The 26,132-nt window shown below is 49.8% G+C and carries 21 protein-coding genes and 1 tRNA gene; 16 read left to right on the plus strand and 6 right to left on the minus strand.

Annotation, left to right across the window (positions count from 1 at the left end):
- The first annotated feature begins 174 nt into the window (after positions 1–174).
- Positions 175–2,760: a homocysteine S-methyltransferase family protein gene (locus KPC83_RS01440; protein ID WP_253200958.1), complete on the plus strand. Its 2,586-nt coding sequence runs from the start codon at positions 175–177 to the stop codon at positions 2,758–2,760.
- Here the strand turns inward: KPC83_RS01440 and KPC83_RS01445 are convergent.
- Together KPC83_RS01445 and KPC83_RS01450 are read right to left on the minus strand one after the other, a co-directional pair.
- The gene (locus KPC83_RS01445) at positions 2,757–3,590 is read right to left on the minus strand and encodes a hypothetical protein (RefSeq protein WP_253200960.1); all 834 of its coding nucleotides are present in this window, start codon (positions 3,588–3,590) and stop codon (positions 2,757–2,759) included. The two genes, KPC83_RS01440 and KPC83_RS01445, sit on opposite strands and share 4 nt — an antisense overlap.
- Before the next feature lie 127 nt (positions 3,591–3,717).
- Positions 3,718–4,587 carry a methylenetetrahydrofolate reductase gene (locus tag KPC83_RS01450; RefSeq protein ID WP_216278821.1) on the minus strand — a complete coding sequence of 290 codons (870 nt, stop codon included), beginning with the start codon at positions 4,585–4,587 and terminating at the stop codon, positions 3,718–3,720.
- A 252-nt stretch (positions 4,588–4,839) separates the two neighbouring features.
- Between KPC83_RS01450 and KPC83_RS01455 the strand changes: the two genes are divergently transcribed.
- The 4 genes from KPC83_RS01455 (at position 4,840) to KPC83_RS01470 (ending at position 10,174) form a co-directional block, all read left to right on the plus strand.
- Positions 4,840–6,930, plus strand: a complete 2,091-nt coding sequence (locus KPC83_RS01455; protein WP_216278822.1) for a glutamine synthetase III — start codon at positions 4,840–4,842, stop codon at positions 6,928–6,930.
- Positions 6,931–7,173: 243 nt separating this feature from the next.
- Positions 7,174–7,247, plus strand: a tRNA-Glu gene (locus KPC83_RS01460).
- Positions 7,248–7,762: 515 nt separating this feature from the next.
- Positions 7,763–8,779 carry a DNA cytosine methyltransferase gene (locus tag KPC83_RS01465; protein ID WP_216278823.1) on the plus strand — a complete coding sequence of 339 codons (1,017 nt, stop codon included), beginning with the start codon at positions 7,763–7,765 and terminating at the stop codon, positions 8,777–8,779.
- 165 nt (positions 8,780–8,944) lie between these two features.
- The gene (locus KPC83_RS01470) at positions 8,945–10,174 is read left to right on the plus strand and encodes a bifunctional ornithine acetyltransferase/N-acetylglutamate synthase (RefSeq protein WP_216278824.1); all 1,230 of its coding nucleotides are present in this window, start codon (positions 8,945–8,947) and stop codon (positions 10,172–10,174) included.
- A gap of 111 nt (positions 10,175–10,285) precedes the next feature.
- On the opposite strand, the gene KPC83_RS01475 is transcribed toward KPC83_RS01470, so the two are convergent.
- The 3 genes from KPC83_RS01475 to KPC83_RS01485 all read right to left on the minus strand — a co-directional run bounded on the left by KPC83_RS01475 (position 10,286) and on the right by KPC83_RS01485 (position 13,486).
- Positions 10,286–11,812 (minus strand): Mur ligase family protein, encoded by a 1,527-nt coding sequence (locus KPC83_RS01475; RefSeq protein WP_216278825.1) that lies wholly within the window; start codon positions 11,810–11,812, stop codon positions 10,286–10,288.
- A 388-nt stretch (positions 11,813–12,200) separates the two neighbouring features.
- The gene (locus KPC83_RS01480) at positions 12,201–12,404 is read right to left on the minus strand and encodes an Arc family DNA binding domain-containing protein (protein WP_216278826.1); all 204 of its coding nucleotides are present in this window, start codon (positions 12,402–12,404) and stop codon (positions 12,201–12,203) included.
- 89 nt (positions 12,405–12,493) lie between these two features.
- Positions 12,494–13,486 carry an SPFH domain-containing protein gene (locus KPC83_RS01485; RefSeq protein ID WP_216278827.1) on the minus strand — a complete coding sequence of 331 codons (993 nt, stop codon included), beginning with the start codon at positions 13,484–13,486 and terminating at the stop codon, positions 12,494–12,496.
- A 228-nt stretch (positions 13,487–13,714) separates the two neighbouring features.
- On the opposite strand from KPC83_RS01485, the gene KPC83_RS01490 reads away from it, so the two are divergent.
- Together KPC83_RS01490 and KPC83_RS01495 are read left to right on the plus strand one after the other, a co-directional pair.
- Positions 13,715–14,185, plus strand: coding sequence for a dCMP deaminase family protein (locus tag KPC83_RS01490; RefSeq protein WP_216278828.1), 471 nt, complete (start codon positions 13,715–13,717; stop codon positions 14,183–14,185).
- A gap of 9 nt (positions 14,186–14,194) precedes the next feature.
- Positions 14,195–14,401 carry a hypothetical protein gene (locus KPC83_RS01495; protein WP_216278829.1) on the plus strand — a complete coding sequence of 69 codons (207 nt, stop codon included), beginning with the start codon at positions 14,195–14,197 and terminating at the stop codon, positions 14,399–14,401.
- A gap of 42 nt (positions 14,402–14,443) precedes the next feature.
- Here the strand turns inward: KPC83_RS01495 and KPC83_RS01500 are convergent, their stop codons facing one another.
- On the minus strand, positions 14,444–15,412 hold the full coding sequence (locus KPC83_RS01500) for a diacylglycerol kinase family protein (protein ID WP_216278830.1): 969 nt from the start codon (positions 15,410–15,412) through the stop codon (positions 14,444–14,446).
- Between the two features lie 94 nt (positions 15,413–15,506).
- Here KPC83_RS01500 and KPC83_RS01505 point away from each other — a divergent pair, with 94 nt between their 5' ends.
- From KPC83_RS01505 to KPC83_RS01545, 9 genes are all read left to right on the plus strand, one after another.
- Positions 15,507–16,091 carry an HD domain-containing protein gene (locus KPC83_RS01505; RefSeq protein ID WP_253200962.1) on the plus strand — a complete coding sequence of 195 codons (585 nt, stop codon included), beginning with the start codon at positions 15,507–15,509 and terminating at the stop codon, positions 16,089–16,091.
- A gap of 4 nt (positions 16,092–16,095) precedes the next feature.
- The gene (locus KPC83_RS01510) at positions 16,096–17,169 is read left to right on the plus strand and encodes a putative ABC transporter permease (protein WP_216278831.1); all 1,074 of its coding nucleotides are present in this window, start codon (positions 16,096–16,098) and stop codon (positions 17,167–17,169) included.
- Positions 17,170–17,264: 95 nt separating this feature from the next.
- The gene (locus KPC83_RS01515) at positions 17,265–18,077 is read left to right on the plus strand and encodes a ZIP family metal transporter (protein WP_216278832.1); all 813 of its coding nucleotides are present in this window, start codon (positions 17,265–17,267) and stop codon (positions 18,075–18,077) included.
- Between the two features lie 230 nt (positions 18,078–18,307).
- Complete coding sequence (locus KPC83_RS01520) at positions 18,308–19,033, plus strand: TetR-like C-terminal domain-containing protein (RefSeq protein ID WP_216278833.1); 726 nt, start codon at positions 18,308–18,310, stop codon at positions 19,031–19,033.
- A gap of 12 nt (positions 19,034–19,045) precedes the next feature.
- A complete protein-coding gene (locus tag KPC83_RS01525) occupies positions 19,046–23,758 on the plus strand; it encodes an acyl-CoA dehydratase activase-related protein (RefSeq protein ID WP_371819269.1) in 4,713 nt (1,570 codons plus the stop codon).
- 138 nt (positions 23,759–23,896) lie between these two features.
- The gene (locus KPC83_RS01530; RefSeq protein ID WP_216278834.1) at positions 23,897–24,175 is read left to right on the plus strand and encodes a NifU family protein; all 279 of its coding nucleotides are present in this window, start codon (positions 23,897–23,899) and stop codon (positions 24,173–24,175) included.
- Positions 24,176–24,261: 86 nt separating this feature from the next.
- Positions 24,262–25,092 carry a prolipoprotein diacylglyceryl transferase gene (gene lgt, locus KPC83_RS01535; protein ID WP_216278835.1) on the plus strand — a complete coding sequence of 277 codons (831 nt, stop codon included), beginning with the start codon at positions 24,262–24,264 and terminating at the stop codon, positions 25,090–25,092.
- Positions 25,093–25,563: 471 nt separating this feature from the next.
- Positions 25,564–25,818, plus strand: coding sequence for a hypothetical protein (locus tag KPC83_RS01540; protein WP_216278836.1), 255 nt, complete (start codon positions 25,564–25,566; stop codon positions 25,816–25,818).
- Between the two features lie 16 nt (positions 25,819–25,834).
- On the plus strand, positions 25,835–26,086 hold the full coding sequence (locus KPC83_RS01545; RefSeq protein WP_216278837.1) for a hypothetical protein: 252 nt from the start codon (positions 25,835–25,837) through the stop codon (positions 26,084–26,086).
- Positions 26,087–26,132: the final 46 nt, after the last annotated feature.

Here is a 26,132-nt window from a genome sequence, read left to right on the forward strand (position 1 = left end):
CTGCTCCTGAGCCGTGTTAAGAATACATGATAGGTATTGTAGCGTCCTTATTCGGTGTTTGTTGCCGTTGTATCACCGTGCGTTCGTTGCGTAACATATCTAAAAATTTTGCGCCCGCACTCGCATGGCTATAAGACATGCCTATACTGCAAACATTGCGTTATGAGGAGGCATATGAGCTGCACTGCTAACACAACATCGGGTGATTATATTTGTGCGCTAACTGAGATGGGCACCAAGCCAGAGATGTATCGGCCGCGCACACTTGACACACTTGTCTATGCAGATGCTGAGCTGCGCCTCGTGCTTGAGGGCAAGCGCCATCTGCTCTTTGATGGCGGCATGGGCACCATGCTACAAGAGGCAGGTCTTGCGGCTGGTGCCTTGCCTGAGCTGTTGAACCTTGAGCAGCCTGATGTAGTGACGCGCATTCATCGTGCCTATGTAGAAGCAGGGTCTGAGGTTATTACGACGAATACCTTTGGCGCCAATGCGCTCAAGCTTGCTCACGGAACCACAGAGGTATCGGTTAGTTCCGTTATTCAAGCTGCCGTTGTCTGTGCCCGTGCAGCATCGCCACGCTACGTCGCTCTTGATATGGGGCCTATTGGTTCACTTTTGCGACCCTTGGGAACGCTTAGCTTTGATGAGGCGCATGATTTATTTGCCGAGCAGGTACAAGCTGGTGTTGCTGCAGGCGTTGACTTGGTTGTCATTGAAACGATGACCGATTTGGCAGAAATTAAGGCGGCAGTTCTTGCGGTAAAAGAAAACTCGCAGCTGCCAATATGTGCCACGATGACCTTTGAGGCGGATGGCCGTACCTTTTTGGGGACAAGCCCTGAGATTGCTGCTGTAACACTAGATGCCTTAGGTGTTGATGTAGTGGGTATTAACTGCTCACTCGGCCCGGCTGAGCTTCGACTTCTTGCACAGCGCATGATGGCGGTAAGTGCTAAACCTATTATGGTTCAGGCAAACGCTGGGCTTCCTCATGCCGACTGCGGGCATGCAGTCTATGACATTCAGCCAGAAGAGTATGCTGAGGCTGTTGCCGGCATGATAAACGGCGGAGTTGGAGTAGTAGGCGGTTGCTGTGGTACCACGCCCGCCTATATTCAGGCGCTAGCTGGGCTTCTGCAGGGGCATACACCATCTCCGCGAACCTTAGCCCCAGCACTCACGGTGACTTCGGCGCAAGCCATGGTTCGCCTTCCACAAGGTAAGCATCAGATTGCCGTTATTGGTGAGCGCATTAACCCAACTGGTAAAAAGCGGTTGCAGAAAGCATTGCGCTCAGGAATGCTTGACTATGTTGTGGAGCAGGGGATTTCTCAACAGGAGCAGGGCGCAGACATCTTGGATGTCAATGTTGGTTTACCCGATGTAGACGAAGCGCGCATGTTGCCCCAGGTCGCCGAAGCAATCGCCGCAGCTACAACTACGCCGTTACAGATTGACTCAACCGACCCTGTAGCACTTGAAGCTGCTGTTCGTCGATATGCTGGTATTCCTATCATCAATTCGGTCAGCGGCAAAGAACACGTTATGAACGAGGTATTTCCGCTTGTCGCGCATTATGGGTGCTGCGTGGTAGGTCTGGCACTCGATGATGCAGGAATCCCTGATACGGCAAAAGGTCGTGTTGCGGTTGCACAGCGCATTATCGATGGTGCCGAGCAGTGGGGTATTGGTCGCGAACGCCTGCTGATTGACTGCTTAGTTATGACGGCATCTACCAACCAGGAGCAGGTGGGTGATATTTTACAAGCCGTGCGCAGTTGTAAAGATGAGCTGGGTGTTAAAACGGCGCTGGGCGTGTCAAACGTTAGTTTTGGGCTACCGGCGCGTGAGCTGTTAAACGCAACGTTTTTGGCGGCAGCTTTCGGGGCGGGCTTAGACGCACCTATCTTAAATCCGGGCTCAGCGCGATATATGGACACCGTGCGTGCGTATCGAGTGCTTAATACTGAGGATAAGGGCTCGGGTGCATATATCGAGCGCTACGCAGCGTGGGGTGACCCGTATAAAGTTCCGGTGGACGGCACGGGTGTATCGGTAACACCGAGCTCTACAGATGCTGCCAAATCAGCTCAAGATACTAACTCTCTGGAGGCAGGCAATGAGAATCCGGAGGGTTCTATTCGCCACGCAGTTATAACCGGGCGGCGAGCTGAGGTGGTAGCTGCAACAGAGGCATTGCTGCAAGTTCAAGACGCTATGGATGTTATCAACGAGCATTTAATTCCTGCCCTTGATGAGGTGGGTCAGCGCTTTGACCGTGGTGAGTTCTTTTTGCCGCAGCTCATGGCCTCGGCTGAGGCCGCGCGTGCGGGCTTTGATACCATCAAACGTCTTATGCCAGCTCAGCAGCTTGCCGAGAAAGGTGCGCTGGCACTTGCGACCGTGCATGGTGATATTCACGACATTGGCAAAAACATCGTAAAGATGTTGCTCGAAAACTACGGCTATACGGTGTATGACTTAGGGCGCGATGTTCCGCCCGAGCGTGTGCTTGAGGCTGTGCAAGAACATAAGCTCAAATTGGTGGGGCTCTCGGCGCTCATGACTACAACGGTTGGCGCTATGAAAACAACTATTGAGCTGTTGCATGAGCACGCGCCAGAAGTTAAAACGATGGTAGGCGGTGCAGTGCTCACGCCTGAATTTGCGAAAGAAATTGGCGCTGACTTTTACGCAAAAGACGCCGCCGAAAGTGCGCGTATCGCGGAGACGGTTTTTGGCGGTCAAGCCGATTAGCAGGTGCTTACATCGCGCTTTATAGGGGCATAGCAGCGGGTTTTTCTGGCGCGGAAAGGGCAGCTTGTTCGTAAGCGACACCCATCACAGCTGGGGCGTGTGCTGGCATCAGCTACGTCTCCCTTAAAAAGGCCAATCATGGCAGTGACACTTTTGCTAGGAAGCAAAAGATTGGTAGCAGATACGTTAAGCCCAATAAGCCGCGTTGCATTAAGGCTTGCAACAAGTACCGGCTGTACCTCAAGCGGACAATCTCCATAGCCACAGGAAAACCGCCAGTTAGTTTTCATACCTGCTTGCGCTGCAAGAGCTTGAACACGTTTGTCCATAGCCTCAATAGCACTTTCAGCTGCAGCCGAACAGGCGGCATCTAATACCGCAGATTCTACAGGGGTAGCACTTCCCATAGTGCGCAGCCGCCGTTCGCTTTCCATGCCAAGTGTACAGGCTAAAACGGCACAGTAGGTAGCATCTTTTAGATGACGAAAAATATCTCTACCCTGAAGTTCAATTGTGCTTTTACAAAGATGAATAGCGGGCTGACCGTTAGTGTCAAGCCGGTTTGCATCAACGGGGAAGAGTCGAAATACGCCTTTGGGAATAAAGTGCTCTTCGACATCGGCAACCACGGCATCAATGCGCTCTTGTAAATCAGTTGTAATTGTCTGCCCGCTGTATCCTAAGAACTTAAGCATTTCGGTGCGGTCAACGGGTGGACGCTCAGCGCGATTGGGGCGGTAGAGCTGTGGGGTTTTGAGCGCGTGCTCAAGTGCAGCGTGCGCCTCATCTTGCTGATGCACCGCGTCATCACTAAGGCTATGTATGTGCATATGCTTTTTGCGCCTCAATTCAGTGGTGTAGTGGTATCTGTCCTCTTGTTCTTTGTAAAACGAGCCGTGATGCTAATCTGCTACGCTGTCAACAGTTGCATCATCGACATAGCACCACAGTTGATGCTTACCGTGCTGCGCTCATACACGCCCGAGCAACGTCTGCGCGATTCATAGTATAGATATGTAGACCATCAACGCCATGAGCACGTAAATCTTCTATTTGCTGACAGGCGTATTCTATTCCCGCCGCTCGAAGCGATGCCGGGTCATCTTCCCAGCGGGCAAGCAACTTGATGACGGGAGCAGGAAGTGATGCCCCGCAAAGAAAAATCATACGGCTAATTTGTTGCTTGCTCATAAACGGCATGATACCTGCCGAAATGGGAACCGTGATTCCTGCTTGCGTGGCAAGTTCTTGAAAACGATAGAAATAGATATTGTCAAAAAAGAGCTGCGTTACAAAAAATGAAGCCCCTGCATCTTGCTTTTCTTTGAGATGGGCAATGGAGCGGGCGAGGTCATCGCAGGCAATATGTCCCTCAGGATACGCTGCTGCTCCAACGCAAAAGCCGGCTTCTACCAGATGAGGAATAATGTCTTTTGCATAGCGAAAATCAGCAGGACGGCTTGAGCTTGCTTCGTGGAGAGGAACATCACCACGTAGAGCCAGAACGTTTGCAACACCCGCTGCCTTAAGCTCAGCAATTTTTACAGCAAGATCATCTTTGAACAACGAAATACAAGTTAAGTGCGCCATGGAGGGAATATGGGTTTCTTGGGCAATGAACTGAGCGATAGCTGCTGTAGCACCTTGGTTGCCAGAGCCTCCCGCCGAATAGGTTACGCTCATAAAATCGGGCTGCTCAACTGCAAGGGCACGCGCAACTTCTTGCGCATGTTCAAAGCTCATTTCACCTTTTGGTGGAAACATTTCAAACGAAACAGGCTTGGATTTTGTGCGCGCAGCATCGTCAAAGCAGGTGTCAATACGCATGAGCCCTCCTTGATGGGCGTATGTACGCACTGCTCAACAGGTATTGGTCAAATCCCGCAATTCGCGTGAGTGCGTAGCAAAACGGTGTACGTGTGATGATTATATCGGCGTCAGAAAACAGCGTCGTAAACGTCGCGTGGTGAAACAACTCTGCAATAGGACATATCGTGAAATTTCGCTATCATGAGCAGCTGTATATGCATGAAGGCTATGCAGGTAGGCTGAGGGGTCGTACTGCATTAAGGGGGCAAGGTGGCTGACCTGACACAACGCTATGGTACTGAGGTTTTTTCAGATGCCGTCATGAAAAAGTGGTTACCTAAAGATGTGTACAAAAAGCTTGTTGCTACCATAGCCGATGGTGAGCCGCTCGACCTCGATGTTGCAAATGCGGTTGCCCATGCCATGAAGGAATGGGCAATGCTTCGGGGCGCCACGCATTACGCGCACTGGTTTCAGCCTCTATCAGGCATTACGTCGGAAAAGCATGATAGCTTTTTGGAGCCGGTAGGAGATGGCACCTCTATTACCTTGTTCTCTGGGAAAAACCTTGTGCAGGGTGAGTCGGATGCATCAAGTTTTCCTAATGGTGGCCTGCGTGCAACCTTTGAGGCACGTGGCTATACCATTTGGGATGTAACCAGCCCTGCCTTTGTAAAAGATGAAGTGCTGTGCATTCCCACGGCGTTTTGCAGCTACAACGGTGAGGCTCTCGATAAAAAGACCCCGCTCTTGCGTTCGATGACAGCCTTGGATACTCAGGCTAAGCGTATTTTGGCGCTGTTTGGCAAGAAGCCCAAGCGCGTGGTTCCCTACGTTGGTAACGAGCAGGAATATTTCCTTATTCGCAAGGACGCCTATCGTCGTCGCCGCGACTTAGTAATTTGCGGCCGCACGCTCTTTGGAGCAACACCGTGTAAAGGACAAGAGCTTGAAGAGCATTATTTTGGTGCTATTCGTCCAACGGTTTCAGCCTTTATGAAGGAGTTGGACGATGAGCTGTGGGCCTTGGGTATTCCGGCAAAGACTAAGCATAACGAGGTAGCACCGTGTCAGCACGAGCTCGCTCCGGTTTACTCGGAGTGCAACGAGGCAATTGATAACAATCTTTTGGTTATGGAGAAGATGAAGCTGATTGCTTCGCGCCATGACCTTGTTTGTTTGCTGCACGAAAAGCCCTTCCGCGGCATCAACGGCTCAGGTAAACACAACAACTGGTCGCTTGGCACCGCCGATGAAAACCTCCTTGATCCAGGTGATACGCCGCTTGAGAATCTGCAATTTGTAGCTTTTTTGACAGCGGTTATTGAAGCGGTTGATGAGTATGCAGACTTGCTGCGCATGTCGGCTGCAAGCTGTGGAAACGACCATCGTCTGGGTGCACATGAGGCGCCGCCGGCCATTATTTCAATCTTTTTGGGCAACCAGCTCACCGAGCTTGTTCAAAAGATTATGGATGGCAAGGCAAGCGTTCATGCAACCGATGGCGTGCTTGATTTAGGCGCGCATACTCTGCCTAAGCTTATGCGTGACAATACCGACCGCAATCGTACAAGTCCTTTTGCGTTTACCGGCAATAAGTTTGAGTTCCGTGCGGTAGGCTCTGAGGCTAATGTGTCAGATGCAAATATGGTGCTCGACACAGCGGTGGCAAAGTCTTTGAAGGACATGGCCGATGCGCTTGAGGGGCTTGACCAAGCTCAGTTCCCAGCGGCGATGCTTGAGTACTGCAAGCAAAAACTCATTGAGCACCGACGGGTTTTGTTCTCAGGTGATGGATACTCTGAGAACTGGCATACCGAGGCAGAAGAGCGCGGACTGGTTAATAATCGAACAACAGCAGACGCTCTGGTATGCATGACCTCTGATAAGAGCATTGCGCTCTTTGAAGAAATGGGCGTACTGAGCCGTGAAGAGCTGATTTGCAGATATGATTGCAAGCTTGAGAAGTACAACAAGCTTATGAATATTGAAGCGACAACCATGGTGCGCGAGGCGCGTCGAACGTATCGTCCGGTAATCACGGCTTATGCTACTAAGGTGGCAAAGGGTCTTGAGACGATTCGTGCGGCAGGCACCGAGGAAGCTATGCAATGGGAGCAAGAAACGCTCAACCAGCTTTGCCATGGCATCACAAAGATTAACGAGGCAATTCAGGCACTTGAGCAGGCACATATGGCTGCAGAGAAGCTTGATGATGCACAGGCACAGGCATGTGCATATGCGCACGAGGTTTCGCCGGCTATGGAGCGGCTGCGTGAAACGGTTGATGATATGGAAGAGATTGTTGCGGCAGATTATTGGCCGGTGCCAACCTACGACGATATTTTGTTCTACGTATAAGTTGTGAGGACGTGGCGCGGGTGCGTGCTGGGAGCGTTGTAGGCTTTGTGGCATGATAGGTGCTGGTGATAGGCTGTTTTTTGTGCAGTTAGGGATGAGCTTATCCTGCACGAGAGATACGGCGCGCTCGGCGCACATAGGGCTTTAATCGCGCAGGCTCATTGCGCCAGAACCTTATCTGCTCAAAAATCTCATAAGGATATGCGTGACGCGTGCCAAAAGTGTGATAAACTTTTCCGCGCTGTCCCCATCGTCTAGCGGCCAAGGACGTCGCCCTTTCAAGGCGAAGATCACGGGTTCGAATCCCGTTGGGGGCACCCTTTGCAGTTTGAGAGAACCCGCATGATGTTTAATCGTGCGGGTTCTTGCTTTTTTGCTGATTGCATAAGGTGGCGGTTTGGGCGTGAGCTGTATGCTTTGGCAAAAATGACTAATTTGACGAAAAAATCTATCAGTTTTGACTAATTTGGCGTAAAGCAACAACTGTAGTTTTACTCGCACTACGTTTTTTGTGATTGATAGTGGTGTCTGATTAATCCTTTTTGACAGAAACGGGCAATTTGGCAGTGTAGAACCCCCGTGGGTTATTCGTTGTTTTATAAATATGCAGGTAGATGAGTTGCAGTTTTTCGCGCCATAGAGGGTTTATTACCACATTGCCCATTTTTGTCAGAATTTAGTGCCAGATTGCCCGTTTTTGTCAAAATAGTTCACCCACGTCGATAGCGTCCTTAAACCTAAACCCTGATGTTAATTTCGGCTATCGCTATTTGTCCTTACTGTAAGGTATATTCTGTTTTGGAAATTTGACGATAAGAGATTGGCTGTTTGTTTGAAATCTATAACCAACATTGAGTTATTTGCTGGAGCCGGAGGCCTTGCATTAGGTCTTGAACAGGCAGGAATTTCTGGCGTTGAGTATGTGGAGTTTAATCATGCTGCGTGTGATACGCTGCGAGAAAACAGGCCAGACTGGAATGTTATTGAATCTGATATTGCGCAAGTCAGTTTTACTCAGTTCAAGAATAAGGTTGATGTGGTTAGCGGTGGAGCACCGTGTCAGGCTTTCTCATATGCCGGTAAAAAACTTGGCTTTGGCGACACACGCGGAACGCTGTTTTCGCAGTTTGCCCGCTGTATCGAAGAAGTTCAACCTAAAATCTTTCTCTTTGAAAATGTGAGAGGGCTATTAAGCCACGACAAGGGTAGAACTTTTGCCACCATAAATCAGGTTTTTACCAATCTTGGTTATCAAACGCAGTACAAAATTCTTAATGCGTCTTATTATGGCGTTGGTCAAAAGCGTGAAAGACTTATTGTAATTGGAATCAAAAATGAGCTGGCTGGTTTGATTCAGTTTGAATATCCAACCCCTGAGAAAACGCAGACCACCTTACGAGATGTGTTGAAAAATGTTCCTGACAGCCCATATCAGCCGTATAGCAAAAAGAAGTTCGAGGTTATGGCTCTTGTTCCTCCTGGTGGCTGCTGGGTAGATTTGCCTGAGCAAATTGCAAAAGACTATATGGGAAAAAGTTATTACTCGGGCGGCGGACGAAGAGGCATGGCGCGCCGCATTTCATGGGATGAACCTTGTTTAACGCTAACAACGTCTCCTTCGCAAAAGCAAACAGAGAGGTGTCATCCTGATGAGACGAGGCCATTTACCGTTCGTGAATATGCCAGGATTCAGAGCTTTCCTGATGATTGGAAGTTTTGCGGGTCTCTCAGCGAGCAATACAAGCAAATTGGCAATGCGGTTCCTGTAGAACTTGCACGTAGAATTGGTCTCCAACTTATTAAAGTTTTTAATCATATAAATCTGGATAAGAGTAGCACCCTGCTTTAGCGCCAGTGAGAAGCGGCGGCGGGGTATCTTTCAAAAAATCATACGCAATGCGGCGGGTTATGGGCGTGAGTATATAGCTAATACGCTACTATGGTATGTCTCGTGTATTGACGTACCATGCGCTTAAGCGAGATATGAACGAGCATATGAGCAAGGAGTTTAACCATGGATTTTGACCAGTTTGACCTGCGGTTGCGCCCACAACTACAGGGCGGTGTAACGCTTGCTTCTGGTTTTCGTGCATCAGGTGTCAAGATTGCTCACAGTGCCTCTGTCCACGACTTTGACCTTGCTCTGGTGTGCGTCGATGCTCCTGTTGCTGCGGCGGCCGTCTTTACCAATAATCGGCTGGAAACAGCATCAGTAACAGTAAGCCGACAACATCTTAAGCAACAAGACGCAAAAACGGTGCAGGCAGTTCTTATGCACGCTGGCATTGCAAACGGCGGCTTGGGTGATGTAGGTCTTGCAACAGCAGAGGAGGCTTGTGCTATTGCAGCACAAATTGCTGGCTGCGAACCCGAGCAGATACTCCTTGCAACAACTGGCAAACTTGCTTGTCCCATTGCGCGAGAGCAGTACGAAAACGGTATTTCTGCGGCGTTTAACCAGCTATCAGCACAAGGTGGGACTACTGCTGCAGCTGCACTTGCAGCGCCTGAACCTAAGTTATTTGAATATGCAGTGAGCTTTACCAGCCAAACGCTTGCGTATGCAGGCTGTACATTCACGGTTGGCGGCATGTGTCGCCGCGCAGGAAACCTTGTGCTCTTAACCACTGACGCACCAGTATCGTCTGAGTGCCTTTCGGCGCTGTTTACGCCAATTGTTGAAACAAGTTTTAAGCAGATGTATGACGGCTTTAATAACGGGCCAGGCGATAGCTATATCATGCTTGCAAGCGGTGTAGCAGCGCCTGATGTAGCGCCTATCGAGCAGGGAAGCGAGGCCGCAGCTGAGTTGTCCTATGTTATCTCGGCGGTATGCGAGCACCTTTTGCGTCAGATGATGGCAGAGGCGGCAGGTTCTGGTTCAATAGTAATGGTGCAGGTACAAGGTTCAGTATCGGTTGAGCAAGCCGAAGCGGCCGCGCGTGCCCTGGTTCTCTCTCGTCCGGTCATGCAAAGCATCGTGTCGCGCTGTGCAGACCTTACTGCGCTACTAGCGGCACTTGGTCGAAGTGGCTCTCGGGTTGATGTTGAAACACTTTCTATCACGCTTGCTGACATGCCTATTTTTAGTGATGGCGCACCCATTCCTTTTGATGAGGATGAGCTTAAAAAACGGCTGGATGCTCGCGAGATGAGCGAGATACGCATGCTGGTTGATTTGGGAATTGGAGACTTTAGCGCAAGGCTTTGGACGACTGATGCTATTGGGCGAACAGCCAACTAGCAGACTGAAATAGGCGTTTCATAGTACAGAGGACGAGCTGTCAAAGCACGGTGTGCCACGGCAAGTTTTATGCCTCAGTCTTTACGAGTTGCCCAGAACATCTACGTGCTTCTATAGTCCCTGTGCGTATTCTTCGAGTGCTTGAGCGAGGTGTACGCCATCGGGAATCCAAGGTTCGTGAACTCCGTGTCGCAGCATGTAGTTGTCGTTACCTTTACCTGTGACGATCACTATAGCTGGACGTGTTGTCTCATGCACACAGCGTCGAATTGCATCAACGCGGTCGAGTACAACTTGGTAGTTTTGGTTACCGGTTGTTTTGATAGCAGAAACAATCGCATCGGCTATGTCAGCGGGGTCTTCAGGACCGGGGTCGTCTTCAGTCACAATAATACGGTCAGCTAGCTTTCCCGCGGCATGCCCCATGGTGGTGCGACGGTCAAGCCCCTTGCCTCCAGTTGCACCAAAAACAACGGCAAGTTCGCGGTCGGGGTAGTTGTTACGTAGGTCGCTGAGTAGTGTGGATAGGCTCATGCCGTTATGAGCGTAGTCAACGAGCCCAAGAATACGGCCATCAGCACTGGGATAGAGTTCCATTCGACCAGGCACACGAAGCGTTTCAAAAGCATGAACAAGCTCGGCTTCACCGAGTCCTAACGCCAGCGCACAAGCGATTGTTGCAAGAGCGTTTGAGACATTAAAGACTACTGGCGTGGCGATAAGCATATCGCGGGTAAAACTTGGGGTGTGTACCCGCGCACGCATACCTTCATGCGTGTTGCTAAGCTTTTCTACGTAGACATCGGCCTTTGGGTTGCTGAGCGAGTAGCTTATGAGCTGCGAAGAAGCACCGGCGGCATCGAGCACGCGCTCAACGTGCTTCATATCAAGATTGACCACAGCGGTTTTGCACTGAGCAAAAAGCTTGAGTTTGCTTGCAAAGTAATCCTCAAAATCAGGGTGCTCCTGTGGAGAAATATGGTCTTCCCCAATGTTGGTAAAAGCGCCCACCGCAAACTCCATGCCATAGGTGCGCTCATATTTGAGCGCTTGGCTGGAAGCCTCCATCACAACAGTTGTAAGTCCTGCATCACGGGCGTTTGACAGCTGTTTTTGTAGCTGAAACGCCTCAGGAGTGGTGAGTGTAGACTTGCCAGATTGCATACCATCAAAATATTCGATGGTTGAGAATAAGCCCGCTGGAGGCTGATTATGCTTGTCGGCGGCATAATCGAGGACGTGTTTGAGATAATAGACACAGGTGGTTTTGCCCTTTGTTCCCGTAAATGCAGCAATTTTGAGCTGTGCTGAGGGATTGTTGTAGTAACTCAGCGCAAGAACACCAAGTGCGCGACGTATATCGCTCACCCGAATCAAAGGAATATCTACGGAATAATCCTGGGTTGCAACATAAGCTATAGCACCCGCTTCACGAGCCTGGAGAAGGTAATCGCGTTTGAACTGAGCCCCCTTACAAACAAAGAGCGTATCTGCTTGCACCTGGCGCGAATCGTCGGTTGCAAAGGCTATAGGCAAGCGTTGGGTAAGCTCAGTTGCAGGCGCTTCCTCAACAATGCCAGCCGCTGCAAGAACCTGCAGGTAGTACGTGAGGGGGCGCGAAGTTGGTGGTGTAGACACTACAATCTCCTTGAAGGTGTGAGCTTGCTCGGCTAACAGGATAGCGCGGGCATACTTAAATGTCGCTTTCAACGCAGAGTCTCCGCACCGCTTCAACTATTCTTTATTGAAAGCGACATACGGGTGAAGTTATGCTTGAGGTATTGGAGAACGAGCGGGGGAGGTATTGCGTTGTGGCGAAGTTTTATACGGTTACGGTGCAAAATGGAGACGCTACTCGCGCAATGGAAACGCAGCCCGAGCAATGGAGACGCAGCTCAGCCCCTTTACTCCTAGTCGTTGGCGGCGTCTATACACTTCGTCCTCAGCAGTGACACCTATACACAACGTCGGTGGCACCACGAATACCAACGCATATAAAAACAGGGCTTCGGTAAAGCCCTGTTAGCTAGTTACTTTTACCCTCACGCTCCTCATAAGCGCTAGTCGCGCGAGGTTTGTGCGAGCTCGGTAGTCGTCCTGCACGCCTTAAGGCATCTCGCATAATCCACTCAACCTGACCATTGGCGCTGCGCATTTCATCATCTGCCCACGATTGAATTGCCTCCCATATGGCCGGGTCAATGCGCAAAGGATATTGCTTTCGTGCCATTATGCACCTACTCCGTTTCTGCGCGAGCACACCCAATTAAAACAATTAGGTGTGCGTGGATAGGATGGTTAGCGTGCCGTCATGAGGTCTTAGTACAGAGAGCCGGTGTTAACAATCGGCTGAGCTTCACTTTCGCCGCATAGCACAACAAGCAGATTTGATGCCATGGCAGCTTTGCGCTCATCATCAAGCTCAATAGTGCTTTCTTCTGAGAGTTGGCGAACCGCCATATCAACCATAGAAACTGCACCTTCAACAATCTTTTTACGCGCAGCAATAACTGCTTCTGCTTGTTGACGACGAAGCATTGCCGGCGCAATCTCGGGCGCATAGGCCAAGTGTGTGAGCCGTGCATCGTCTACCGTTACGCCAGCCGCACTCAGGCGATGGTCAAGCTCATCTTTCAAGCTTTGGGAGACCTGCTCAATATCAGAGCGCAGCGTAATACTGGTATTTGCTGCGTCATCATCTTCCATATGGTCATAGGCATAGATACTGGCAACGTGGCGCAGCGCCGTTTCTGTTTGCATGGCAACATAGCTGAGGTAGTCATCGACATCAAAGAGGGCTTTTGCGGTGTCAGTTACGCGCCAGACCACGACCGTTGCAATCTCAATGGGGTTGCCCATTTTGTCGTTAACCTTAAGATGCTCTCCATTGAGTGTGCGCGCACGCAGCGAAACCTTGGTTGAAATGTTTTTATGACTAACTGAAGTTGAGCCATCAGCAAGACCTGAAAGGTCAACGTCGGGGTTGTTGAGATGTCCCGAGTAGAAGGGATTCGCCCAGAAAAAGCCAGTCTGACGAATGGTTCCCATATAGGTTCCGAAGAGAATGCATACCTGAGCTTGTCCGGGCTGCACCGTTATAAAGCCTGCAAGCAAAAACAGCGAAACAATAAAGCCTATAATGCCCACGAGAAGCAGCGCAATATAGCCTGATGGGGTAGAACCCCCTTCCTCAATGCCGATAAGCATGCTAACGACCCATATTGCAAGTGCAACTGACCCTGCCATGAGGGAAAAAACGATGGGAACCATAGTCCAGCCCGAGCGAGCGGTCAGGGTCTTTTCTTGGCTCATAAGAGTTCCTTTCGTGAACAGATTCTATAAAAGAGTCGCCAAATGCAGATATTATTCTGATATCACATTGAACTCATGTCAAGTATTGTTATGCAGAGCTTTTTGCATTTCACGCCAAACTAACTCTCAGCTTTTCACCGCTTTTAATGTGTAGGAGATTGAAGGCGCTGGGCTCGGATACAATAAGTGGTGCTCAAGCAATGAGTTGAGGTTTTGAGGAGATAGATTATGCCCAGCAAGCGAACCGATGTAATTAGTTGGGACGAGTTTTTTATGCGCGTTGCCATTGCGGCACAACTGCGTAGCAAGGACCCCAATACGCAGGTGGGAGCCTGTATTGCAAGCACCAATAACCGTATTTTGTCGGTTGGTTATAACGGAACGCCCTCTGCGCTTAACGACGACGATTTTCCTTGGGGTACCAGTGATGACCCGCTTGAAGATAAGCACAACTACGTCGTACATGCTGAAGCTAATGCGATTTTGAACTATCGAGGCTCATTGCGTGATTTTGAGGGTGCAACGGTTTATGTCACGCTCTTTCCGTGCCACGATTGCGCCAAGATGCTGGCACAGGTGGGCATTGGGCAGGTTGTCTACCTCGACAACAAGTACGCCGACACCGATTCGTGCCGCATCTCACGGCGTATTTTAGATTCGTGCGGCATTAGCTATCGCCATGTTGGCATTGAGTTCTAGGAGTCACCTATGACTGTTTTGATAGCGCTTCTCTTTTTAGCTGTGATTGCCTCGGTTGTTATTTTGACGCTCACACTTGCTGGCATATTGGTGGGCATGATATTCCACCTTGTGCCTTTGTTGGTGATTGGCGCACTTGTTGTGTTCTTTATCCGCGGTGGACGGATTCGGCTTGATTGGCCTGAGCACTACAGCAAGCACAACAAGCGCCCATAATTGAGGTATTTTACACTTACATACATCCTGACATACCTTGAGCTAAGCTTGCTGAGACGTGCGCGAATCGGGTGCAATAACACGCAGTCCGCGCGGCACAATCTCAATGGAGTAGTCATGCACTGGTTCGAGCCATTCGCCATCAGCTTGTGCAGGCGGCTCGGTTTCAAAGTGGATGGCTATGCGTTTTGCCTGTGCTATTTTAATAACGCTTGAGTTTACATGCCGTCCACTGCGTGCCATTGCAAACAGAGCCATAATATGAGGCATGAGTGGTCGCTTAACGTTCATGCAGATGTCAAAGACACCATCGTCAGGGCGAGCATCAGGACAAATGGGAAAGCCACCGCCGTAGGTGGGTCCAAGTTGCACCGCAAAGATGAGAGTCGGCAGCTCAAGGGGACTCTCACCATCCAACGAGACAGATGCTTTCCAGCCTTTACGGGCGCGCGCAAAAATCTTGAGCCCTGAGGTTACGTAGAGGTTTTCTCCGTGTTGTGAGGTATCAGCCGCGCGTCGAGCGGTGGTGTCGTGCGCAATTGCAGCATCAAGACCAAAGGAGAGCGTTTCCATAAAATACACGCCGTTGACGTGTCCAATATCGTAGGTGCACACCTGTCCGCGTATGATTTGCGCGAGCGCTCCTTCAACGTCGTTAAGCGCCATGCCGAGTGTCCGCCCAAAATCGTTGCCCGTTCCAAGGGGCAATACTGCAAGACACGGCCGTTCGCGTTCGGGTAGAGCCATTAAACCATTCACTGTTTCATGAATCACGCCATCGCCGCCGAGCGTGATAACGGTATCAAAGCCCTCGGCGTGAGCTTTACGCGCAAGGTGCTCAGCGTCTCCGGCGGCCTGTGTGCGGCGCACTTCAAAGCCAGCGCTTGCCGAGCTAAAGCTTCCTAAAAAGCGCTCTGCAAAAGCTGCTCCCTCGGCACCTTTACCGCTGCGCGCAGCGGGGTTTGCTATAACGAGCGCCCGGCCTAAAGGCGAGCGATGTGATTGACTCATACATGCCCTTTCGTTGTGGCGTGAGCTATCTATTTTACGGCATGGTAAGCTATTAGGTCACGATGCTTCTGCGCCCTCAGAAAGGAGATTGCGCGTGACAAAGCAAAAGCGGTTTTGCAAACGGGCGCAATCAGTAACGCATGCCCGTGCCAGCGAAGTGCGCGCCGTAGCTGCTGAACTTGAGCGCACGGGTCGTTTTGGACTTACGAGAAATTTTATTCAGCACGGCACAGTGAGTGTCTATGCCCATGTCATAAGCGTTGCCATGCGTTCGCTCGCCTTTGCAGACGTGCTCAGACGCTTGCATATTAAGGTGGATAGACCATCGCTCATTCGGGGTGCTTTGCTGCACGATTATTTTTTATACGATTGGCACGACCCCGACCCTGCGCATAAAATTCATGGTTTTACGCATCCCTTTATTGCACTTGCGCGAGCCCGCGAGGATTTTCAGCTAAGCCATTGTGAAGAAACCATTATTAAGCGCCATATGTTTCCGTTGGTGCCCATTCCACCAAGTTGCCGGGAAGCTTGGATTGTATGCATTGCCGACAAAATCTGTGCCCTGCATGAAACAATCGCTGCTCGAAGCCCTTTTCGCGCTAAGACGCGCCAACGCTGTGTTGTAAGCGCCAACACAGCTTCTCCCAAGCGCCAATCAGATAGAAATACGAGGTAGAGCAATGTATCGCTTGGTATTGGCAAGCACTGCCGTAACGCTTGATACGACTCCACTCTCAGGGCTTGTGCTGTCATTTTTTCTGTACTCGTTTATTGGTTGGGCATGGGAGTCTAGTGTTTGCGCGCTTGCTAATCGTGGGCATTTTGCAAACAGTGGGTTTTTGTTGGGACCTTATTGCCCCATCTATGGTGTGGGCGGTACAGCATGTTGGCTCTTGCTTCGGGGCATTGAAAGCAATTTTATTCTCTTTCTTACATCTGCTGTGCTGTGTTGCGCCTTAGAGTATGTTGCGGCGGTAATGCTTGAGCACTTCACTCATGCGCGGTTTTGGGATTATTCAGACTTTCCGCTTAACATTCAGGGTCGCATTTGTTTATACGGTGCACTTTTGTTTGGTGCTGGAGCCGTACTTATTTGCCGAGTTGTTCAGCCGTTGTTTCTATATACGCTTGAAGGCGGCTCACCCTATATCGTTATCACGTTCACGCTACTTTTAACGGGCGTTCTGGTGATAGATATGCTGTTTTCAATTGCAAGCTGGAAGCGACTATCGAGCCAGCTTGAGCAACTGAGAGGCGGCATTGCTGAGCGCATCGATGATGAGTTGGCAGCTATGTCTGAGAGCTTGGGTGAGCTTATGCCTGATAGTTTGCGCAATCAAGCGGCATCGTTGCAGTCACGCGGGCAGGCGGCAAATGGCTGGCTGTGTAGCATGTCAGATACGGTTTTAGATATGCTGCGCGATACCTTTGATATGGAGCTAAAACTGAGTGAAGATGGCTTAATTGCAGCCTTGATGCGTCTTGGCAAAGAAGTTAGTGCTCCTCGGTCGGTAAAACTCTGGTTGTCGCGCCGCGAGCTGAGATTCTTTAATGCCTTTTCGCATTTGCGTCTGTTGCCCTATGAAGGCGTTATTCGTCTAACTGGACTAACAGAACGTGCCCGAAGCTTTTTTCAGCGAAAAAAAGCAGTGCCGCCTGCGCGCAGTGAGGCTCAAGAGCTTGAGCATTCAGATGCTTCTGATGCATTAGCCGCGCGAGGCGATGCGTCCGACAACTTGAAAACAAGTAAGTAATTCACAGTGTTTCTTATTTGAAGTAGGATTGATTCCTAACAACACGACACCAATGTTGTTTATACCGTTGATTGATTTGCGTATAGGGGAGCACTATGTTTGGGGCACATTTGGGCGAAGCCTTGTGGCTTGCTACCTTGGGCTGTGGTTTTACGTGGCTTTTGACAACAGCTGGCTCAGCAGTTGTTTTCTTTTTAAGGTCAGATAAGGAGCTCACCCATCATATCTTTTTGGGATTTGCTGCGGGAGTCATGATTGCGGCAAGCATGTGGTCGCTGCTTGAGCCCTCAATTCAGCAGGCAGAAGAAATGGGTCAAGTACCTTGGGTGCCCGCGGCAGGTGGCTTTTTGTTGGGCGTAGCATTTTTGATTGTATTAGATTCGCTGCTACCTCATCTACATCCTGACTCCGACGAGCCAGAAGGTATTAAAACCTCGTGGAAACGCACCACACTTCTGGTTTCGGCAGTGACCTTGCATAATATTCCTGAGGGTATGAGTGTGGGTTTGCTGTTTGCTATGGCAGCGCAAGCACCAACAGGACAGCGCGAGGGCTTTCTTGGCATGGCGTTTGCACTAGCTATTGGTATTGGCTTACAAAACTTCCCTGAAGGTGCAGCGGTTTCGCTGCCTCTGGCGCGCGAAGGAATGAGCCGAACACGTGCGTTTATTATGGGTAGTCTGTCAGGTATCGTCGAGCCTATTTTTGGCATCGCGGTAGTGCTGGCATCGGGTTGGATTCAGCCGTTTATGCCGTGGATGCTCTCTTTTGCCGCAGGGGCTATGATTTACGTGGTAGTTGAGGAGTTAATCCCTGAGGCACACCTGGGTGAACATAGCAACATTGGCACCTTGGGGGTTATTGCGGGCTTCGTTATCATGATGGTGCTTGATGTAGCACTGGGTTAAAGCCTTGATTGAAATAGCCTCGTAGCTGGTATTGTGTGTTCATATAGCCGCATCACGCTTGTTGCGCGCTCATAACCCCTCTTACATTTCTTATGTTGCAAGGTAGTTTTTTGTGCACAACAGCGCATGTTCATGCCCTAGCACATAACTTCACATACGTGAAGTCTCTTTGATGATGCACATAATGTGCAATAATGCACGTCCAGTGTAATTATCAAAGGGGAAAATACATGGCTGAGCCGCAACATAAATGTGATCGTCGGTCGCAGCGCTCACAGACGGCGCTTTTTGAGGCGCTGTCTGCTGCGTTTGAAGCCGGTAGCAATCTAGCAACGCTGACTGTTGGAGACCTTACTGAGAGTGCGGGGCTTACGCGTCGTACCTTTTATAGTCACTACCGCGATATTCCCCATTTCATTGAGCTTGTTGAAGATGCCTTGCTAGATGAGATGCGTGTACGTGTTGAAGGTATTGCTCAAGCAAGCTTGCCTGAGGTCTATAAACATATTGCAAATTTAGAACCAGCGCCTGGGACGGTGGGTTTGCTTGAGTTTTTTGCCCAGCATCGGCATCTCATTAACGGTTTGCTTGGACGTGGCGGCGATGCTGCGTTTATGCAAAAGATTATCGATATGGTTCGTCATACCATCGCGCGGCGTATGAAAACAGGAATTCACCCTGAGGCGCTCGGCGCATTCTTTGATTACTATGTCAGTTCAGTGGTTGCAGCTGAGACAAGCCTTGTTGTGCGCTGGCTTGAGCGCGGGCTGATTGAGTCACCTGCCACCATGGCGCGCATTATGACGGTTATCGCGTTTGTGCGTCCTGGAGATTTGTATGGATTGCCCATCGAAATAAATGTGCCGGAATATGGCCTTGCGCTCATGAATATGAATCGTTCTTTTGAATCTGCTAGACCTGCTGAATCTGCTGGACCTGCTGAATCTGCTGAATAGAGGGCATGTATCATGACAGAAATAATCCAAAATGCCGCATCAATGGATACGTCTCACAAAAGCCAGCTACACCCCACACCTAAATCATGCGCATCAGCGCCCTCATCGTCTGCAGAGGGCGCTCTGTGGTTTCCAGAGCGAAATCACGGCGTGTTGCATCTTGGAATTGACGTAGGTTCTACTACCGTTAAAGTGGCGGTGCTCAACGAGGCAAGCGAGATTGTTTATGCAAAATACCAGCGCCATCACACTGACGTGAGAGCATGTGCACGTGAGTTATTTGTTGGTGCTTCCTCATATTTGCCGCATACCAAGATGACAGCAGCCATCACAGGGTCAGGTGGCATGTTGTTATCAAGCTGGTTGTCACTCGAGTTTGTACAAGAGGTCATTGCCAGTAAACGCGCAGTTGAAACAATGATTCCTCAGACCGATGTAGCCATTGAGCTTGGCGGCGAAGACGCTAAGATAATCTATTTTGATACCGGCATTGAACAGCGTATGAATGGCACCTGCGCGGGTGGTACCGGCGCGTTTATTGACCAGATGGCTGCTCTTTTGCAAACGGATGCAAGCGGCATCAATGAGCTGGCGCGGCATGCATCAACCATTTATCCCATTGCAAGCCGCTGTGGGGTCTTTGCAAAAACTGACGTTCAGCCACTGCTTAATGAAGGTGCACGCCCTGAAGACGTTGCTGCGAGTATTTTTCAGGCTGTGGTAACACAAACTATTTCTGGTTTGGCATGCGGCCGTCCTATTCGCGGTCATGTGGCTTTCTTGGGCGGCCCGCTGCAGTATCTCTCGGAGTTGCGTCGTCGTTTTTATCTTACGCTTGACCTCGATGAAGAACATCGTATTGTTCCTGAGCACGCCCATCTCTTTGTGGCATCGGGCGCGGCGATGGCACATGAGTCCGAAAAACACATCAGCTTTGAGGAGCTTATTGCAGGTATTGACGAGCTTGGTAGCACGCAAGGTTCAGAGGTTGCGCGTTTGGCTCCACTGTTTGCAACCCCGGCTGACCAGGCGGCGTTTACGGCTCGCCACAATCAAGAAGTTGTTCCACGCGAAGATGTATCTACCTACACCGGGAAGCGCGTTTTTATTGGCTTAGATGCAGGTTCTACCACTATGAAGGCAGCCATGGTAGGAGAGCAAGGCCAACTGTTACATACCTGGTATGGCAGCAATAATGGTGACATTTTAGGAACTGCTAAAGCTATCATGGCAGACTTTTATGCGCATCTTCCGCAAGGTACCTCCATTGGTCATGTGACAACCACTGGCTATGGTGAGGCGTTGCTTATCGAGGCACTCCAAGCCGATTCGGGTGAGATTGAGACTGTTGCTCACCTTCGCGGTGCCAAAGCCTTTTTGCCGGGTGTCCAGTTTATTTTAGATATCGGCGGCCAAGACATGAAATGTCTGCGCGTGCGTGATGGTGTAATTGAGCACATTATGCTTAATGAGGCTTGTTCTAGCGGTTGTGGAAGCTTCATCGAGAGCTTTGCGGTCTCCATGAATATGGACGTGCGTGCCTTTGCCGCAGCAGCGCTGGGTGCCACCGCACCGGTTGACCTTGGCTCGCGTTGCACAGTCTTTATGAATTCACGTGTGAAACAGGCACAAAAAGAAGGTGCCACTGTTGGTGATATTGCTGCTGGTCTGTCCTATTCGGTTATTAAAAACGCATTGTTCAAGGTAATTAAGCTGCGTGACCCCAAAGATATTGGCACACAGGTGATTGTTCAGGGTGGCACCTTTATGTCAGACGCAACATTGCGTGCCTTTGAGCTGTTAACGGGTGTTGATGCGGTGCGCCCTGATATTGCGGGCTGCATGGGAGCCTATGGTGCGGCACTTTTGGCGCGCGACCGTGCAGGTGCCACAGGTGTCTCCCGTATTCTTTCGGCTGAGGACATCTCATATCTTACGGCGCGTCAACGCCATACGCGCTGTGGGCTTTGCGCTAATAACTGCCAGCTCACCATCAACGATTTTGGGCAAGGTCGGCGGTTTATTACGGGCAATCGCTGTGAAAAAGGAGCCGGTATCAAGCGCAAAAAATCGCAGGCTCCCAATTTGTTTGCTCAAAAAAATAAACTCATTTTCGACCGAGCGGTGCTTGACGAGTCAGAGGCAATTCGTGGCACGGTGGGTATTCCTCGTGCGCTTAACTTGTACGAAAACTACCCGTTTTGGCATACCTTTTTTACGCGCCTCGGCTTTCGCGTGGTGTTGTCTGACCCTTCAACTAAGAAGCTTTATGAGTCGGGTATTGAGTCTATGCCAAGCGAATCGGTGTGTTATCCGGCCAAGCTTAGCCATGGCCATATTATGAATCTCATTGCAAAAGACCCTGATTTTATTTGGATGCCTTGCGTGCGCTGGGAGCGCAAAGAAGATGGAACGGCAGGAAATTGCTATAACTGCCCTATTGTTATGAGTTATCCAACTGCACTCGGGCTCAATATTGATGAGATAGCTCAACAAAACATTGAGTTTTTGTACCCCTTTGTGCCATATCACGACAAAGTTGAGCTTAAGCGCCGGCTCTATGAGATTTTGGTGCTTGACCGCTCGGCTGATGCTGAGCAGGGTCGTGGTCGTGTGACGGGACCTGCTCTAACGCGCTCAGAAATTAATGCCGCAGTTAATGCTGCGTTTGAAGAAGATGCAGCGTTTCATAAGCGTATGCAAATCATGGGTGAAGAGACGGTCAAATGGATTGAGGACAACGGTGGACACGGTATTGTGCTCGCTGGTCGTCCGTATCATAACGACCCCGAGATTAACCATTCGCTTCCAGAGCTCATTTCCTCGTTTGGTTTTGCGGTGCTCACCGAAGACTCTATCGCGCACCTCATTAAGCCCGAGCGTCCTATTCGCGTGGTTGACCAGTGGATGTATCATTCACGCCTTTATGCTGCAGCACGTTTTGTCACTATGCGCGACGACCTTGACCTTATTCAGATGAACTCGTTTGGCTGTGGTCTTGATGCACTCACAACCGATCAGGTGCAGGAGATTCTTGAGGCTTCAGGCAAGATTTATACCGTGCTTAAGATAGATGAGGTGTCTAATTTAGGTGCGGCTCGTATTCGTATTCGTTCATTGATGGCGGCGCTCAAAGACCAAGCAGCAGAGCGGCGTGAGGCCGCTGCGCGTGCTGGTCAGCCGTTTGAGCAGTCAAGCGCGGCACCTATCGTTGCCTCAGATGATGCGCCGGCTTTTGCAACGCATCGTTATGCCTTGCGCCCACAGCGTCGTGCGCACACAGCAGCGGTTGAAAAGGTTCCGTTTACACAGGAGATGAAAGATGCGGGCTACACGATTTTGTGTCCGCAGATGGCACCTATTCATTTTGACCTCGTTAAAGAGGTGTTTTGTGCGGCAGGCTATAATTTTGAGCTCTTGCCATCAACTGATCGAGGCGCAGTTGAGGCAGGACTTCGCTACGTTAACAACGACATCTGCTATCCCTCTATTTTGGTTACCGGCCAGATTATGGAAGCCATTGAAAGCGGAAAGTATGACCTGTCAAAAACAGCGGTAGTCATCTCGCAAACCGGAGGTGGATGCCGCGCAACCAACTACATTGCTCTCATTCGTAAGGCGCTTCGCGATGCGGGGCATCCCGAGATTCCGGTCATTTCGCTTGCAGCGGTAAAGCTCGATGAGCATAATCCCGGCTTTAAGCTAACAGTTCCCATGCTCAAGGCTGCGGTGTACTGTATTTTGTTTGGTGACCTTATGATGCAGATGCTGTATCGTTGCCGTCCCTATGAGGCAGTGCCAGGTGCGGTTAACGCATTGTACGAGCGTTTTATGGATAAGGCGCGAATCCAAGCTCCGCACTTCACGCGCCGCAGTTTTACACAGCTTGCCCGTGCTGCTATTCAGGCTTTTGACACGATGGAGCTTATAGATGAAGGTAGCAAGCCGCGCGTAGGTGTTGTGGGTGAGATTCTTGTTAAGTTTCACCCAACGGCAAATAATCACGTTGTTGAGATTATTGAGGCCGAGGGTTGCGAAGCGGTAGTACCGGGACTTCTTGACTTTTTCCTCTATACCATGAGTAACGCTGAGCTTCAAAAAGACGAGCTAGGTAGTACGCGAGCAGAGAGAACTGCTATGAAAAGCGTGCTGAACTTGGTGGATTGGATGCGCCGACCGGTTGAGGGCTTGCTTGAAGAATCGCAACGTTTTGAGCGCCCAGAGTCAATTCAAGCCATGGCAAAGAAAGCTGGACGTGTGCTATCACTTTGTAACAATATGGGTGAAGGTTGGTTGCTTACTGCTGAAATGCTCGACCTTATTGAGCATGGTGCACCCAATATTATATGTACACAACCCTTTGCCTGTCTGCCCAATCATGTAGTTGGCAAGGCTGTCATTAAAGAGTTGCGTCGCCAGCACCCTGAGAGCAATATTGTTGCGGTTGACTATGACCCTGGTGCCTCTGAGGCTAATCAGCTCAATCGAATTAAGCTTATGATTTCGGTGGCTAAAGAAAACTTGCGCGCTGGTCGTGGCTTTACGATGCAAGCTATCAAGCCGCTTAAACGTGATGAAGTGTCGGCGTGTTTTCGTCCGGGGCATCAGGGGGATAGCTATCAGAGGTCAAACGAAGATGCTTGTGGTGGCGGGTGTTCAGGTATAAACGAGGCGGCTATTGCTCAGGTGGCGGCTCGTTTGAGTGCCGGTGTAGGCAAGAAGTAGCTGTGTGAGCTTGCAAGTTAGCGGCGCATGTTGGCTACAGCGTTTCCTCAATGAAAAATGTTGCCAAGCTGCGTATCGCCTTGCTCATTTGGGTATGAGCTGGTGTAGTATTGAGCGGTTCAAATTGAAGGGAGATTTGTGGCTATTAACGAAGTCCTTCTCAAGGCAGTTCTTGAAGAAATTCGCCCCAATCTGCAGGCAGATGGCGGTGACATGACCTATCTAGGCGTTACCGACGACGGTGTTGTTAAACTAGAGCTCACCGGTAATTGTGCTGGCTGTCCCATGTCTGCGGTAACCTTGGGTATGGGTATCGAGCGCATTCTTAAAGAGCATGTACCAGGTGTTACGCGCGTGGAAGCAGTGAATGACGACAACGCTATTTCAGATTTGTACGACGAGTATGCACCGTTTTAAGCCGGTACATACATACGCTCAGGTATAGATTCATGTATAGCCGCTGCAGCCGCTCGTGCTGCGGCGGTTTTTTATAAGGATTGCTTATGCTTAATGACCTTTATCACGCTCTTGACCCCGTCGCTTTCTCGGCAGGTCCTATCACTATCTATTGGTATGGCATTGCCTATATGGTGGGTGCGATTATTACGGGTGTGGTGATGTATCGCACGCAAAAACGGTGGAAGCTGGATATTGCAGTTGATGACATCTGGGTGGTCATTACCTGCGTGGTGATTGGGCTAATTGTAGGAGCGCGCATCTTCTATCTGGTCTTTTATGGGCGCGGTCTTGAGTTTTATCTCCAAAACCCGTTTGAAATTATTGCTTTACAGCATGGCGGCATGAGTTTTCACGGTGGCTTGGTGGGTGGAACTATTGGGGGCTTTCTGGCAACTCGTTGGGTGGGCCTTGCACCGGGGACAATCGCAGATTTGGTAGCTTGCGGGGTTCCGCTTGCATTGGCGCTGGGGCGTTTTGCAAACTTTGTTAATGGTGAGCTTTGGGGCAAGCCAACTGATTTGCCGTGGGGTGTGGTCTTTGGTGGAGATGCTGGTATGATGCCGCGGCATCCTAGTCAGCTGTACGAAGGCGCGCTTGAGGGGCTTGTGCTGTTTGCTGTGTTGTATGTGCTCAGTCGTAAGCGCCCTTTGTTGCCACAAGGGTCTTTTATGGGCATCTTTATTCTGGGCTATGGCATTGCGCGTATTCTTGTTGAGTTTGTTCGTGTGCCCGATGCACAGCTAGGCTATCTTGTCGGTGATATTGTTACCATGGGTCAAATTTTAAGCATCCCACTACTCATAATTGGAGTGGGTCTAATTATTATTGCTCAGCGAGCAAAGCTACCTCAGCAAGGGCACGTGGGAGAGGTCTAGAACACTTACATCCACAATGCTGAGGCTTGCCTACGCCCCGCCGGATAGGTGTGGGAACGTGGGTGCACTTGGTAATTCTTTGATAGGGTTAAATTCTTTTGGCTGAGTAGTTGACACCCAAAGCTTAGCAGGCTTATTATGCCAGTAAGGCAAGGGGTGTGAAATGTGCTTCCTTCATCGTTTATATGTTCTCAAATACCTTCGATGAAGCCTGGCTTTGAGCCAGCGTTCAGGAGGCTAATATTTTGAGAACATAGGGGTAACGATGAAACGTTTACTTGCTTTATTTGTCATTACAAAGTTTGGCCTCAAATTCCCTTACGTTACGTCTTGAACCCATGAGCTAAATTGTTCGATTTACGCCATAGGCATTGTTTTGGCGTAGATGTGTTTTATGGATAAAGTGATAGGACAAATATTTCTATCACTTTATCTTCAAAAATGGTTTGTATTGCTTATGAGGCGAAGAGTATGGCTAAACAAGATGAAATAAGGAAGCAGTGGTTTATTTTAATTATCTGGTCTGTGTTACTAGTAATCTTGATAGTAGGTTATTCACACATTATGGCAGCAAGATTAGGCTCTGACTCCTACAATGAAGCAGGTTATGGCTTGCTTCTTCTTGTAGCGGTTATTGTGGTTTCGTGCTTTAGAGATTCTGCTTGGAGAAAATTGCGAAAGATGAAAAAAACATCTTCCGAGAAGGGGTCGTCGGAGACAAGGTAAGAGTAAAGTGAGTAGCATGGAAAAACTAAATGAAATAAGGAAGCGGCGGATTATTTTAATTATCTGGTCTGTGTTACAAGTAATATTGATGGTAGGTTATTGGCACATTATGGCAGCAAGATTTGGCTCTGACTCCTACAATGAAGCAGGTTATGGCTTGCTTCTTCTTGTAGCGGTTATTGTGGTTTGGTGCTTTAGAGATTCTGCTAGGCGAAAGTTACGAAAACTAAAGCAGTCGTCCGATGAAGGGGAAGATTCTCAAATCTAATAAAGCTGTTTTCTTAATTTGACTCAAGCACTCATATTTGCGCAGC

The organism is Collinsella sp. zg1085 (assembly GCF_018889955.1).
Taxonomy (GTDB): domain Bacteria; phylum Actinomycetota; class Coriobacteriia; order Coriobacteriales; family Coriobacteriaceae; genus Collinsella.